The 14,258-nt window shown below is 68.5% G+C and carries 13 protein-coding genes; 11 read left to right on the top strand and 2 right to left on the bottom strand.

Going from position 1 to position 14,258, the window contains the following annotated elements; all coding sequences use genetic code 11:
- Positions 1-3: 3 nt before the first annotated feature.
- The 8 genes from purB (at position 4) to RJ05_RS02905 (ending at position 9,689) form a co-directional block, all read left to right on the top strand.
- Positions 4-1,425, top strand: a complete 1,422-nt coding sequence (gene purB / locus RJ05_RS02870; protein ID WP_036532769.1) for an adenylosuccinate lyase — start codon at positions 4-6, stop codon at positions 1,423-1,425.
- Between the two features lie 80 nt (positions 1,426-1,505).
- Complete coding sequence (locus tag RJ05_RS02875; protein WP_036532772.1) at positions 1,506-1,928, top strand: HIT family protein; 423 nt, start codon at positions 1,506-1,508, stop codon at positions 1,926-1,928.
- 133 nt (positions 1,929-2,061) lie between these two features.
- The gene (locus RJ05_RS02880; RefSeq protein WP_036532774.1) at positions 2,062-3,021 is read left to right on the top strand and encodes an alpha/beta hydrolase; all 960 of its coding nucleotides are present in this window, start codon (positions 2,062-2,064) and stop codon (positions 3,019-3,021) included.
- A gap of 203 nt (positions 3,022-3,224) precedes the next feature.
- Positions 3,225-5,411 carry a S9 family peptidase gene (locus RJ05_RS02885; RefSeq protein WP_036532776.1) on the top strand — a complete coding sequence of 729 codons (2,187 nt, stop codon included), beginning with the start codon at positions 3,225-3,227 and terminating at the stop codon, positions 5,409-5,411.
- Positions 5,412-5,561: 150 nt separating this feature from the next.
- A complete protein-coding gene (locus RJ05_RS02890) occupies positions 5,562-6,263 on the top strand; it encodes a DUF2334 domain-containing protein (RefSeq protein WP_036532777.1) in 702 nt (233 codons plus the stop codon).
- A gap of 198 nt (positions 6,264-6,461) precedes the next feature.
- Positions 6,462-7,880: a glutamate/gamma-aminobutyrate antiporter GadC gene (gene gadC / locus RJ05_RS02895; RefSeq protein ID WP_036532780.1), complete on the top strand. Its 1,419-nt coding sequence runs from the start codon at positions 6,462-6,464 to the stop codon at positions 7,878-7,880.
- Positions 7,877-8,323 (top strand): hypothetical protein, encoded by a 447-nt coding sequence (locus RJ05_RS02900; RefSeq protein ID WP_051016147.1) that lies wholly within the window; start codon positions 7,877-7,879, stop codon positions 8,321-8,323. The genes gadC and RJ05_RS02900 overlap by 4 nt, the downstream gene beginning before the upstream one ends.
- Before the next feature lie 7 nt (positions 8,324-8,330).
- The gene (locus RJ05_RS02905) at positions 8,331-9,689 is read left to right on the top strand and encodes a dipeptidase (RefSeq protein ID WP_036532781.1); all 1,359 of its coding nucleotides are present in this window, start codon (positions 8,331-8,333) and stop codon (positions 9,687-9,689) included.
- A gap of 10 nt (positions 9,690-9,699) precedes the next feature.
- Here RJ05_RS02905 and RJ05_RS02910 read toward each other — a convergent pair whose 3' ends face one another.
- Positions 9,700-10,344: an MBL fold metallo-hydrolase gene (locus tag RJ05_RS02910; protein ID WP_036532783.1), complete on the bottom strand. Its 645-nt coding sequence runs from the start codon at positions 10,342-10,344 to the stop codon at positions 9,700-9,702.
- A 220-nt stretch (positions 10,345-10,564) separates the two neighbouring features.
- Here RJ05_RS02910 and purS point away from each other — a divergent pair, with 220 nt between their 5' ends.
- The 3 genes from purS (at position 10,565) to RJ05_RS02925 (ending at position 12,863) form a co-directional block, all read left to right on the top strand.
- A complete protein-coding gene (purS, locus tag RJ05_RS02915; protein ID WP_036532785.1) occupies positions 10,565-10,801 on the top strand; it encodes a phosphoribosylformylglycinamidine synthase subunit PurS in 237 nt (78 codons plus the stop codon).
- Positions 10,798-11,475: a phosphoribosylformylglycinamidine synthase subunit PurQ gene (gene purQ, locus RJ05_RS02920; RefSeq protein ID WP_036532787.1), complete on the top strand. Its 678-nt coding sequence runs from the start codon at positions 10,798-10,800 to the stop codon at positions 11,473-11,475. The genes purS and purQ overlap by 4 nt, the downstream gene beginning before the upstream one ends.
- Positions 11,476-11,564: 89 nt before the next feature.
- Positions 11,565-12,863, top strand: a complete 1,299-nt coding sequence (locus RJ05_RS02925) for a M18 family aminopeptidase (RefSeq protein WP_036532789.1) — start codon at positions 11,565-11,567, stop codon at positions 12,861-12,863.
- Here the strand turns inward: RJ05_RS02925 and RJ05_RS02930 are convergent.
- Positions 12,812-14,188 carry a glycosyltransferase 87 family protein gene (locus tag RJ05_RS02930; RefSeq protein ID WP_249040542.1) on the bottom strand — a complete coding sequence of 459 codons (1,377 nt, stop codon included), beginning with the start codon at positions 14,186-14,188 and terminating at the stop codon, positions 12,812-12,814. The genes RJ05_RS02925 and RJ05_RS02930 overlap by 52 nt on opposite strands.
- Between the last annotated feature and the right edge of the window lie 70 nt (positions 14,189-14,258).

Genomic DNA, 14,258 nt, shown 5'->3' on the forward strand with positions numbered 1-14,258 from the left:
GACGTGAGCCTCGTCCCGAACGTCCTAGCCACCCGCTACGCCAGCCCCGAGTTGGTGCATCTGTGGTCACCCGAGAACAAGATCGTGCTCGAGCGGCGGCTGTGGCTGGAGGTGCTGCGGGCGCAGTCCGAGCTCGGCATCGACGTGCCCGACGGCGTGCTCGCCGATTACGAGCGCGTCATCGACCAGGTGAACCTGGCCTCGATCGCCGAACGCGAGCGCGTCACCCGCCACGACGTGAAGGCCAGGATCGAGGAGTTCAACGCGCTGGCCGGGCACGAGCACGTGCACAAGGGCATGACCAGCCGCGACCTCACCGAGAACGTCGAGCAGTTGCAGATCCGGCTCTCGCTCGAGCATGTGCACGCCCACGGTGTCGCCATCGCGGCCCGGCTGGCCGAGCGCGCCGCCGAATACCAGGTGCTGGTGATGGCGGGCCGTTCGCACAACGTCGCCGCGCAGGCCACCACCCTCGGCAAGCGGTTCGCCTCCGCCGCCGACGAGCTGCTGATCGCGCTGACCCGGCTGCGTGAATTGATCGACCGCTACCCGCTGCGCGGGATCAAGGGCCCGATGGGCACCGCGCAGGACATGCTCGATCTGCTCGGCGGCGACGCGGCCAAGCTGGCGACCCTGGAACAGCAGGTGGCGCGCCATCTCGGCTTCGCGAACGTGCTGACCAGCGTCGGCCAGGTGTATCCGCGCTCGCTGGACCACGATGTGCTCTCCGCGCTGGTCCAGGTGGGTGCCGGGCCGTCGTCGTTCGCGCACACCATCCGGCTGATGGCCGGCCACGAGCTGGTCACCGAGGGCTTCCAGCCCGGCCAGGTGGGCTCCTCGGCCATGCCGCACAAGATGAACACCCGCTCCTGCGAGCGGGTCAACGGGTTGCAGGTGGTGCTGCGCGGTTACGCATCGATGGCCGCCGAACTGGCCGGGGCGCAGTGGAACGAGGGTGACGTGTTCTGCTCGGTGGTGCGCCGGGTCGCGCTGCCCGACGCCTTCTTCGCCATCGACGGCATGATGGAGACGTTCCTGACGGTGCTCGCCGAGTTCGGCGCCTACCCGGCCGTCATCTCCCGCGAACTGGACCGCTACCTGCCGTTCCTCGCCACTACTCGCATCCTGATGGCGGCCGTGCGCAGCGGCGTCGGCCGCGAGACCGCGCACGAGGTCATCAAGGAACACGCGGTGGCCGTGGCGCTGGCCATGCGGGAACAGGGCCGCGAACCGGATCTGCTCGACCGCCTCGCCGCCGATTCCCGCATGCCGCTGGACCGGGCCGCGCTCGAGGCCGCGCTGGCGGACAAGTCGGCGTTCATCGGGGCGGCCGGCGCGCAGGTCGGCGATGTGGTGGCGCAGGTCGACAAGCTGGTCGCCGCCTATCCCGAGGCCGCCCGCTACACGCCGTCGCCGATTCTCTGAGATCTCGCTGACCGTGCGCGGGACGCCTGTCGCTGGCGTCCCGGTGGATTCCGGTGGCAGGCGGCAGCGATAGTGGGCGGGTGAATCCTTACACGATCTTCGCCGACATCATCGCGGGCACCGAGCCCGCCAGCCGCGTCTACGAGGACGACGACGTCATCGCCTTCATGGATATCCGCCCGCTGACGCCGGGGCATCTGCTGGTGGTGCCCAAGGTGGTGGCGCGCAGCCTGGAGGAACTCGACCCCGAGATCGGCGGCAAGCTGTTCCAGGTGGGGCAGAAGCTGGCTGCGGCGCTGCGAGCCAGCGAGGTCGCCTGCGAAGGGGTGAATTTCTTCCTCGCCGACGGTGTCGCTGCTGGTCAAGAGGTGTTTCATGTGCATCTGCACGTCATCCCGCGCACCATCGGCGACGGCTTCGGTTTGCAGGCCAGGCCCACCTCCCCGCACCGGGAGGATCTGGACTATCTCGCGGCGTCGATCAGGGGTGTGCTCGATCGCTGACATGCGGAATCCCTGAAAGCTGTTACGTACCGGACAGTTTGCTGACGAAACGCCGAATCCTCAAATGATCACTCGCAACTCGCCCCTGGGTTAGTTTAGAAACCCATTGTCATGCGCTGATGCAGGAGGGGAAGTGCGTAGAGCAAGAATTGCTGCCGTGGTGCTGGCGTTCGCGGCGGCACTGATCGGCCCGGCGGTGGTGCAGCCCGCGCCGGCGTCGGCGGCCCGACTGGTCCGCGTCGACGAGCTGAGTCCCACCCGATCGGCGATCTTCATCGACTCCGCTGCGATGGGCCGCACCATCCAGGTGCAGGTGCTGCACCCGGCCGGTGGCGGTTCGCGCGGCTCGTACTACCTGCTCGACGGGCTCGACCCCGGCGTCGGTCAGAGCACCTGGACCAATGCCACCGACGCCGAACGCTTCTTCGCCGGCCGCAACGTCAACGTGGTGCTTCCGGTCGGCGGCCAGGCCAGCTACTACACCGACTGGATCAGCGACGACCCGCGGTTCGGCCGGTACAAGTGGGAGACCTTCCTGACCCAGGAGCTGCCGCCGATCATCGACGCCCAGTTCAACGGCAACGGCGTCAACGGCATCGGCGGCCTGTCCATGGGCGGTAACGCGGCCTACATCATCGCCGCCCGTCATCCCGGGCTCTATCGCGCCGTCGCCGGCTACAGCGCCTGCCCCGACACTGCCATGGCCCAGGGTGCGGTGATGTTCTCCATCGCCAATCGCGGCGGGAATCCGCTGAACATGTGGGGACCGCCCGGCAGCCCGGCCTGGGCCGAACACGATCCCGCCCTGATGCTGGAACGGCTGCGCGGCAAGACGCTCTATCTGTCCACCGGCACCGGCATCCCCGGCCCGCACGAAGCCGAGATCAAGCCGCAGCTGGCGGAGAACATCTTCCTCGGCGGCCCGGTCGAGCTGGGTGTGAACCTGTGCACGGTGGCGTTCGAGCAGAAGTTGCGTGCCGCCCGCATCCCGGCCCGCATCGACTACAGCCCGGTCGGTACGCACTCCTGGTCCTACTGGCAGGACACCCTGCACGCGTCGTGGTCGACGATCGGGCCCGCTCTCGGCGCCTGACCTTTCTCGACCCGCGACCGGCCCGCCACTCACGAGTGGCGGGCCGGTCCTTTCCGCTACAGACCCCGACCGACGGCGGCTACCCGGAAGCGCCGCCGCTCCGGAACCAGGGCCGCGTCCCGCGACGCGCTCGGCACCGCCATCCCGGCCCGCGACGAATCCGGGCGGGCGCCGCACCGGCGGTCCCGGCTACGGTGGTGCGCATGGCTCTCGACAGTGGTAGCGGATCGACAACCGACCAGGCGGTGGCGGCGCCGATCGCCAAGACGGTGCCCACCGAGCGGGTGCATCACGGCGACGTCTTCGTCGACGACTACGAGTGGCTGCGGGACAAGGACAACCCCGAGGTCATCGCCTATCTCGAGGCGGAGAACGCCTACACCGAGGCGCAGACGGCGCATCTGCGCCCGCTGCGGGACAAGATCTTCGACGAGATCAAGGCCAGGACGCTGGAGACCGATCTGTCGGTGCCGACTCGGGTCGGCGACTACTGGTACTACTCGCGCAGCTTCGAAGGCAAGCAGTACGGCGTGCACTGCCGGTGCCCGATCGATACCGCCGCGACGGGCATCGACGCCTGGACCCCGCCGCAGCTCGAGGCGGGCACCGAGATCGAGGGCGAACAGGTCCTGCTCGACAGCAACGCCCTGGCCGAAGGCCACGACTTCTTCGCTCTCGGTGCCTTCTCGCTCAGCTACGACGGCAACCTGCTGGCGTTCTCCGTCGACACCCAGGGCGACGAGCGCTACACCCTGCGGATCAAGGATCTGCGTACCGGCGAGCTGCTCGGCGACGAGATCCCGCGCACCGCTCCCGGCGCCACCTGGTCGCTGGACGGCACGCACATCTTCTATCAGACCGTCGACGAATCCTGGCGCCCCGACACCGTCTGGCGCCACCGCCTCGGCACCGCCACCGACGCCGATGTGAAGGTCTTCCACGAGCCCGACGAGCGCTACTGGGTCAGTGTCGGCGCCACCCGCTCGGAGAAATACCTGATGATCTGGGTCGGCTCCAAGATCACCACCGAGGGCTGGGTGCTGGAATCGGACAACCCGGAGGGCGAATTCCGGGTGCTGCTGCCGCGTCGCGAGGGCGTGGAGTACTCCGCCGAGCACGCCGTGATCGCGGGCCGCGACCGGTTCCTCATCCTGCACAACGACGTGATTCCGGAGGGTAAGCCGGGCGCGGGCAGCAAGGCGGAGAACTTCGTTCTCGCCGAAGCCCCGGTGGACGACCCGGCGGAGATGACCGTGCTCATCGACCATCGCGACGACGTGCGACTGGAAGACGTCGACGCCTTCGCCGGGCACCTCGTGCTCAGCTACCGTCGCGAAGCGCTGACCCGCGTCGCGGTCTGGCCGCTGGGTCCCGACGGTTACGGCGAACTGCGCGAACTCGACTTCGGGCTGGAACTGTTCGCCTCCGGCGTCGGCGCCAGTCCGGAATGGACGCAGCCGACGCTGCGTCTGGGCGTCACCTCGTTCATCACTCCCATGCAGGTGTTCGATTACGTGCCCGCCACCGGCGAGCTGCTGCTGCGCAAGGAGCAGCCGGTGCTCGGCGGCTACAACCCCGACGACTATGAGCAGCACCGGGATTGGGCCGTGGCCGAGGACGGCACCCGCATTCCGATCTCGGTGATCAAACGCAAGGATCTCGACACCGCGACGCCGAAGCCGCTGCTGCTGTACGGCTACGGCTCCTACGAGGCCAGCATGGATCCGTCGTTCTCGGTCTCACGGCTGTCGCTGCTGGATCGGGGCATGGTGTTCGCGGTCGCGCATGTGCGTGGCGGCGGCGAGATGGGCAGGCTCTGGTACGAGAACGGCAAAACGCTCACCAAGAAGAACACCTTCACCGACTTCGTGGCCTGCGCGCGTCACCTCATCGACAACGGCACCACCGCCGCCGACCGGATGATCGCCGACGGCGGCAGCGCGGGCGGGCTGCTGGTCGGCGCGGTGGCGAACCTGGCGCCGGAACTGTTCGCTGGAATCCTCGCGAACGTGCCCTTCGTCGACCCGCTGACCTCGATCCTGGACCCGTCGCTGCCGCTGACCGTCATCGAATGGGACGAATGGGGCAACCCGCTGGCCGACAAGGACGTCTACGACTACATGAAGTCCTACTCGCCGTATGAGAACGTCGAGGCCAAGGACTACCCGGCCATCCTGGCGATCACCAGCATCAACGACACCCGGGTGCTCTATGTCGAGCCCGCGAAATGGGTCGCCAAACTGCGCGCCACCGCGACCGGAGACGCGCCGATCCTGCTCAAGACGGAGATGAGCGCGGGCCACGGCGGCGTCAGCGGGCGCTACGAGAAGTGGAAGGAAGTGGCGTTCGAGTACGCCTGGGTGCTCGACACCGTTGGCCTCGCCGCCTGATCGGTCGGGCCCGGAGCAGACAGCGCAGCGTCACCACGGAGGGCTCGGATCAGGTGCCCTCGGACACAGCCCGAAGGACCAGGTGGATAGTTCGTCGGGCGGTCATCCGCACAGCACGCCGAATACATCTGCGGCTGCCACCGTGGGTTCATGAACGCTGAGCTGATCGTGTCGGTTTCCGGTATCCGGGACACCACCCGGGATGCGGCGATCGAGTTCGCCGCGGAAATGGATCGGCGTGACGTGCGGCTGTCGCTGCTGGTGGCGCCCCGGTTGAAGGGCAAATACCGCCTGGTGGACGACCCGGCGACGCAGGCCTGGCTGCGTGGGCGCCGGGCCGAGGGCGATGCCATCGTGCTGCACGGCTACGACCAGGCCGCCACCAAACGCAGGCGCGCGGAATTCGCGACCCTGCCCAAACACGAGGCCCTGCTGCGGTTGACCGCCGCCGACCGGGTGCTCGAACAGGTCGGCCTGCGTACCCGGCTGTTCGCGGCGCCACGCTGGGATGCCTCGGCCGGCGCCATCGCGGCCCTGCCGCAGGTCGGTTTCCGGCTCGCGCTCGGCCTGACCACCATGCTCGACCTCGAACGCGATATCGCGCAGAAGGCCAGGGTGTACGGGATCGGTGAGGGATTCCGGGCCGAACCCTGGTGGTGTCGCGCGCTGGTGATGGGTGCCGCCCGCACCGCCCGCCGCGGCGGCGTCCTGCGGCTGGCCGTGTCCGGCGCCCAGTTGAGCCGCCCCGGCCCGCGTCAGGCCGTGCTCGACGCCGTCGACCTCGCCCTCTACCACGGTGCGGTCAGCGAGGTGTATCGCTGGCAACCGTTCACCGCGGCGCGGGCGGCATGAGACGTCGCCGCCCCGGCCTGGCGAAACGAGGGGCGGCGACGTCTTCGCCCCTGATCACGATTTGGGTGATGGTTGCGCGCCAATAGCCCGAATCCGCCGGATGCTCGCCTGGTTTCGTGCCACAGTGGTCACGGCGGCGTGCTGTCGGCCGCTTCTTGATTGCTGGATCGGATCGCACCGAGCGGGCAGGAGACAGCGGTGACCGCGACCACGACAGGCGCTACCACCACCAAATACATCACCTGGGTGACCCTGGCGCTGATGACCACCAGCTCGGTGGCCAGTCTGCGGTCGGCGCCGACCATGGCCGTCTACGGCCTGGCTTGTGTTTTCCTCTATCTCGTTCCCGCGCTGCTGTTCCTGTTGCCGACCTCGCTGGTCGCGGCCGAACTCGCCTCGGGCTGGCAGGGCGGGGTGTACCGGTGGGTCGGCGACGGACTGTCCAAACCGCTGGGCTTCCTCGCGGTGTGGTGCCAGTTCGCGATGACGATCTTCTACTACCCGAGCCTACTGGCCTATGTGGCAAGCACATTCGCCTACATCATCCACCCGTCGCTGGCGTCCAACGGCGTCTACGTCGCTATCGTCATCATCACCGTGTACTGGGCCGGGGTGTACATCTCCTCGCAGGGCACCAAAACGGTGGCGGGACTGTCGAGTATGGGGCTGGTGATCGGAACGCTGATCCCCGGCACCGTGCTCATGCTGCTGGGATTGGTGTTCCTGGCGCAGGGCAATGCCTCCGCCGCGCCGATGGATGGCGATCACCTCCTGCCCGCGTGGGCCGGCCTGGCCAGCCTGGTGCTGATCGTGAACAATTTCCTCAGCTATGCCGGGATGGAAATGAACGCGGTGCATGTGTCCAGCCTGCGTAATCCCGGACGGGAATTCCCGAGGGCGATGTTCCTGGCGTCGGGGCTGGTGCTGCTGATCTTCATCCTGCCCGCCCTGGCGATCAGCTGGGTGGTGCCCGCCGCGAATCTGAGCCTGACCGCCGGTGTGATGCAGGCCTTCGACGGATTCTTCGGACATTTCGGGATCGACTTCCTGACTCCGATCGTCGGCATCGCGCTGGTGGCCGCGGCGCTGGGCGGAATGTTGACCTGGCTGGCCGGACCGTCGAAGGGGCTGCTGCTGATCGGACGGTCCGAGGGCTATCTGCCGCCGGTCCTCACCAGAACCAATGCCCATGGGGTGCAACAGAATATGCTTGTCGCGCAAGGCGTGTTCACCACGTTGATCGCGCTGCTCTACGCCTTCATCCCGAATGTGTCGAGCGCCTACTGGATCCTGTCGGTCATCACCACACAGGTGTATCTGATCATGTACGTGCTGATGTTCGCGGCCGCGGTGCGCTTGCGGCGCACGCAGCCGGATCATCCGCGCGGATATCGCGCGCCGGGGCTGGTGGGACTGTGCGCGCTCGGGGCGGCATCGTCGGTGGCGGCGTTCGTCATCGGATTCGTGCCGCCCTCGCAGTTCGGCGGCGGCAATACTGCCGTCTACGTGCTGATCGTCGCCGGCGGACTCGGGATCGTCGGGCTGCTGATTCCGTATCTGTTCTACCGATTCCGGCGGGAGAGCTGGAAGATCGCGGCACCGGAGGTGACGGCATGACCGGGCCGGAGACCGGCGACGCGCCCGACCGCAAGCGGCGCGTCATCTACATCACCGCAGTGGTGCTGCTGGGCACGTTCGCGCTGTTCGGGCTGGCGCAATTCGATCGGATTCGCGACGATCACCGGGCCGATGTGCTGGCCGGGCAGCTGCACGACCAGCTGGTCGCCGCGGGCCTGCCCGCACCGGACCCGCAGGTCATCGCGAACTCGCTGGGGACCGACGGCGGCAACGTGTGCCAGGACCCGTCCTCGCCGCTGATCCGGGCCAGGTACCAGCAGGCCATCAGCACCGGTGCCGGCGGTCCCGGTCAACGGCCGGTGATCGGCTCCGGCGATATGGTGCAGGCAGTCGAACTCGCCATCGCCACCTATTGCCCGGAGCATCTCGATGACTACCGAAACCAGGTGGGGGACATGAAGTTCGACGAAACGACGAAGTGAGAATGCCATGACCTCCGAGGACGCCCGCGTCACCGACCTCCGCAAACGTGTCGCCGAACAGATGCCGCAGGCGCGGGCCGATCTCGCGCAACTGGTGTCATTCAAATCGGTGGCCGATCCGCGGCAGTTCCCGGCCGAGGAATGCGAGCGCGCCGCGCACTGGGTGGCCGATGCCTTCGCCGCGGTCGGTTTGACCCGGGTCGGTCTGCACGAAACACCCGACGGCAGTAAAGCGGTGATCGCCTCGCGGCCTGCGCCACCCGGTGCGCCGACGGTGCTGCTGTACTGCCACTACGACGTGCAGCCGCCGCTCGACGATGCGGCCTGGCGCACGCCGGTGTGGGAACTCACCGAGAAGGACGGGCGCTGGTACGGGCGCGGAGCCGCCGACTGCAAGGGCAATATCGTCATGCACCTGACGGCGCTGCGGGCGCTGGGCACGGAGCTGCCGGTGGGGGTCACGCTGGTCGCGGAGGGCTCGGAAGAGCAGGGGACCGGCGGGCTGGAGCGATTCGTGGAGGCGAATCCGGAGCTGTTGCGGGCCGACGCCATTCTGGTGTGCGACAGTGGGAATTTCGCGGTCGGGGTGCCGACGTTCACCGAAACGCTGCGCGGCAACGTCAACGTGGTGGTGACGGTGGAAACCCTTGCCGGGCCGGTGCATTCGGGAATGTTCGGCGGGCCCGCGCCGGACGCGCTCGCAGCCTTGATCAGGTTGCTGAACTCGCTGCGCGACGAACACGGCAACACCACCGTCGACGGTCTGTCCAATGACGAAACCTGGTCCGGCGTGCAGTATCCCGAGGACCAGTTCCGCACCGACGCCGGTGTGCTGTCCGGTGTCGGTCTGCTCGGTGACGGCACCGTGGCCGACATGCTGTGGGCGCGTCCGGCGCTCACGGTCCTCGGCATCGACGCACCGAAGGTGGTCGGCTCCTCGGCCGCCGTCCAGCCCATCGCCCGCGCTCGGCTCAACCTGCGCATCCCGCCGGGCACCGACCCGGAGCAGGCGCACAAGGCGCTGGTCGCGCACCTGCAAGCGCACACCCCGTGGCAGGCCAAACTCACCGTCGAGCTGGAAGCCACCGGCGCCCCCTTCCGCTCCGGCAGCGGCGGCCCCGCCCGCACCGCCATGGAATCGGCCCTCGCCGCCGCCTACGGCCGCCCGGCCACCACCCAGGGCCAGGGCGGCTCGATCCCGCTGTGCAACGTCTTCGCCGACACCTACCCCGACGCAGAGATCATGCTCCTCGGCGTCGAGGAACCCCAGTGCCTGATCCACGCCCCCAACGAAAGCGTCGACCCCACCGAAATCGAACACCTGGCCCTGGCCGAGGCCCTGTTCCTGGCGACCTACACGCGCTAGCGGCCGGACGTCACAGGTCGGCGGAGTCCTCCGGCTCGATGACGCGGAATTCGGTTCCCTCCGGGCCCATTTCGGCGAGCCGGCCGAAGTAGATGCCCTGGGCTTCGGGGGCGATGATGCCGTGGTGGATGGGGATGGCGGTACGGGGGGCTACCGAGCGGAGGTAGTCGACGGCTTCGCTGATCTTCATCCAGGGGGCGACGGCGGGGAGGGCGAGGACGCCGACGGGGGTGGGCGGGACCCAGAGGGAATCGCCGGGGTGCACGAGCTGGGCCGGGTCGTCGGGCGTGCCGAGCTGGAAGACGGTGTTGTCGATGACGGGGAGCTCGGGATGGATGACGGCGTGGCGTCCGCCGCCGCCGGTGATCCGCAGACCGTCGAGGTCGATGACGTTGCCCGCGTGCACCGCCTCCCACCGGCCGCCGCGCTGCTGCGCGGTCTGCGGGTCGCTGAACAGCCGGGCATCCGGGTTGGCGTCGATGAGCGCATCGATCCGGTTCGGGTCGATGTGGTCGGGGTGCTGATGGGTGACCGCGATGGCGTCCAGGCCGGTGAGGCCCTCGAAACCGTGAGCGAAGGTGCCCGGATCGAACAGGATCCTTCTGCCGTGCAACTCCACGAGGATGCAGGAATGACCGAAGTGGGCAATGCGCATACGGCTACGTTAGGCGCACTCGCGCATCCACTCCAGCATCGCGGCGACCCGGCCCGGGGCTTCGGCGCAAGCGTGCCGGTCGCCGCGGATGCGGATGCGGCGAAGCGAGCGCTATGGGCCGCACCACAGCCGGCAGCGCACACCCAACCCGGCACCGCGCCGGTCGCGCCCGCCAACTACGCTGTTCAAGTACCCCCCACCACCACTCGAGGAGCAACGCGTGGCACGAGTCGTTGTCGAGGTGATGCCGAAGGCCGAGATCCTGGATCCGCAGGGTCAGGCCATTGTCGGTGCACTTCCGCGCCTGGGATTCCAGGGAGTCTCGGACGTCCGGCAGGGCAAGCGATTCGAACTCGAGGTCGGCGATGACGTCAGCGACGACGAACTCGCGCAGATCGCCGAATCGCTGCTGGCCAACACCGTCATCGAGGAGTGGAAGGTGGTCCGCGTCTCATGACTGCCCGGATCGGGGTCATCACCTTTCCCGGCACGCTCGATGACGTCGACGCCGCCCGCGCGGTCCGGCTCGCCGGCGCCGAGGCGGTCAACCTGTGGCATGCCGACGCCGATCTGAAGCAGGTCGACGCCGTCATCGTGCCCGGTGGCTTCTCCTACGGCGATTACCTGCGCGCCGGTGCCATCGCCCGGTTCGCACCGGTCATGGGCGAGGTCGTCCGTGCCGCGGACAACGGCATGCCGGTGCTCGGCATCTGCAACGGTTTCCAGGTGCTGTGCGAAGCCGGTCTGCTGCCGGGTGCGCTCACCCGTAACGAGGGCCTGCACTTCATCTGCCGTGACGAGTGGTTGCGCGTCGAGGCCGTGGACACCGCCTGGACCTCGCGGTATGAGCCGGGCGCGCAGATCCTGGTGCCGTTGAAGTCGGGTGAGGGCCGCTTCCAGGCTTCCGAGGCCGTGCTCGACGAGCTCGAGGGTGAGGGTCGCGTGGTGTTCCGCTACGCCGGCGACAATCCGAACGGTTCGCAGCGCGGGATCGCCGGCATCACCTCGGCCAACCGGCGCGTCGTCGGCCTGATGCCGCACCCCGAGCACGCCACCGAGCCGCTCACCGGCCCGAGCGACGACGGCCTCGGCCTGTTCCTGTCGGTGCTGGACACACTCGTCTCCGCCTGATTCACCGGTACGGCGAGCTGGTCGGCCCGCATACTTTCGCCGACCGGCGGATTCGTGGTGACCGGCACCGCCCCGCCTAGGATCGCGGTATGCCGGTTTCCTCCACCGCGGCATCGGCCGCAGGCCTGTGTGCCTTCATCGATGAGTCGCCGTCACCGTTCCACGTGTGCCATACCGTGGCACAGGATCTCGACGAGCACGGGTTCACCCGGCTCGACGAGGCGTCGGCCTGGCCGGCGGGCGGACGTGGCAGGCACTACGTGGTGCGCGGCGGCTCGCTGGTGGCGTGGGCCGATCACGACCCCGGGGCGGCGGCACCGTTCCGAGTGGTCGGCGCGCATACCGACAGCCCCAATCTGCGGGTCAAACAGCATCCGGATCTGAGTTCTGCGGGCTGGCAGCTGGTCGGCCTGGAACCGTACGGCGGTGCCTGGCTGAATTCGTGGCTGGATCGCGAGCTGGGCCTGTCCGGGCGGTTGAGTGTGCGCGAGGGCAATACCGTCGGCCAGCGGCTGGTGCGGATCAACGAGCCGATTCTGCGGGTGCCGCAGCTGGCGATCCACCTGTCCGAGGACCGGCGGGGGGTGACCCTCGACCCGCAGCGGCATGTGAACGCCATCTGGGGCGTCGGGTCCGAGCCGCGCTCGTTCATCGCCTATGTCGCCGAGCACGCCGGTATCTCGCCGGACGCCGTGCTCGGCTGGGAACTGATGACCCACGACCTGGATCCGAGCCGACTGGTCGGCCGCGACCGCGATCTGGTGAGCGCGCCCCGCCTGGACAATCAGGGCACCTGCTACGCCGGCCTGCGCGCCTTCCTCGCCGCCACCGATACGCCCGGTGCGGCGGTGCCGGTGCTGGCCATGTTCGATCACGAGGAGGTCGGCAGCCAGTCCGATCGCGGCGCCCAATCGGATCTGCTGGTGACCGTGCTGGAGCGGATCGTGCTCACCCGCGGCGGTGGCCGGGCCGAATACCTGGCGGCGCTGGCGGGTTCGATCTGCGCGTCCGGCGATATGGCCCACGCGACCCATCCGAACTATCCGGACCGGCACGAGCCCGCGCATCGCATCGAGATCAACGGCGGTCCCGTGCTCAAGGTGAATCAGAACCTGCGCTACGCCACCGACGCCACCGGCGCCGGTGCGTTCGCGCTGGCCTGCGATCAGGCCGGAGTGCCGCTGCAACGGTATGTGCATCGCGCCGACCTGCCCTGTGGGTCGACCATCGGCCCGATGACGGCCGCGCGCACCGGCATGCCGACCGTCGACGTCGGCGCACCCCAGCTGGCCATGCATTCGGCGCGCGAACTGATGGGCGCCGACGATGTGGGTGCCTACGCCGCGGCGCTGGCCGCCTTCTTGACCCCGGAGACCGCGGGCCGGTAGGTCAGCACGGCGACCACGAACACCGCGAACGTGGTGATCACATAGCCACTGCCGAGAATCTGCTGCCACCACGACCAGTCGAGTTCGCGGTCGGCCTCGTGCGGGAGCAGCCAGTGCGGTCCGATCAGGAACATCACCGTCATGGCGGTGACGGCGCCGATCAGCAGCGGGTTGCGCCTGCCGCGGGCGATGGCGTCGGCGGTGACCAGCAGCGCGGGTGCGACCCACACCCAGTGATGCGACCAGGACACCGGCGAGACCAGCAGGATGGCGGCCGCGTTCACCATGAGCGCGGCCACCGAGGCACCGGCCTCGATCAGCCTGCGCATCCACAGCGCCGCCAAGCCGATCGCGACCAGCGACAACGAGATCCAGATCACCGTCGCCAGCGAATCGGAGACGCCCAGCCGGAAGGCCAGCCCCTTCAACGATTGGTTGCCCGCGTAATAGGGCGGGCCGATCCGGCCGGTGTCGGCGAGGGTGTGGAACCAGTACTCCACCGAATCGCTGGGGAAGACCAGGAACCCGAGCCCGACCGCGCCGATGGCGGAGGCGATCAGCGTGCCCGCCGCCTTCCAGTCCTTGCGCAGCAGGAAATACAGCAGGTATCCGGCGGGGATCAGCTTCACCGAGACCGCGATGCCGATGAGCATGCCGCGCGGCCAGAACGGCTTGCGCACCAGGCAATCGAGCGCGACCGCGGCCATCAGCACCAGGTTGATCTGGCCGAACGAGTACGTCTGGCGCACCGGCTCGAAGAACCCCGCCACCGCGACCGCCGCGATGACGGCGGCCAGGACCGTCATCCGGTCCAGTTCGGGGCGGATCCGCGACAGCACCAGCCACAGCGTGATGCCGAGGCTCAGCACGGATGTGGCCAACACCACGATCTCGGCGAGGCCCAGCGGCATGAGCGCGAGCGGGGCGAAGAACAGCGCGGCCAGCGGGGGATAGGTGAACGGCAGTCCGATGCCGAACACCTCGGGCATCGGACCGTACAGATCACCGTCGTCGAGCCAGACCCGCGCGCCGTTGCGATAGACCTGGAGATCGATGTAGCCATCCCACCAGTGCACGATGGGGGCGATGATCGCGTAGATCACGAACAGCGCGATCGCACCGGTCAGCCAGCGCATTCGGTGCGAGGACAGACCACGGGCGGACGCTGCGACATCCTCGGGCGGCGCGTCGTTTCTGGATGCCTCGTCGTTGCCGCGCGCGATGTCATCCCCGGTCGCTACGTCATCGCCGTTCGACCCGGGGCGCGCGCCGGTGGTGGTGACGGGCTGCTCGGCCGGTTCCGCAACCCCCGATCGATCGTTCACCGGGACAGATTAGCCGGTCGGTCGATGGCCGAGCCCCGGCCGGGTTTGCCCCGGCAGTAGTCGCGTTTGC

The sequence above is a fragment of the Nocardia cyriacigeorgica NBRC 100375 genome, from assembly GCF_000308555.1.
Taxonomy (GTDB): domain Bacteria; phylum Actinomycetota; class Actinomycetes; order Mycobacteriales; family Mycobacteriaceae; genus Nocardia; species Nocardia cyriacigeorgica.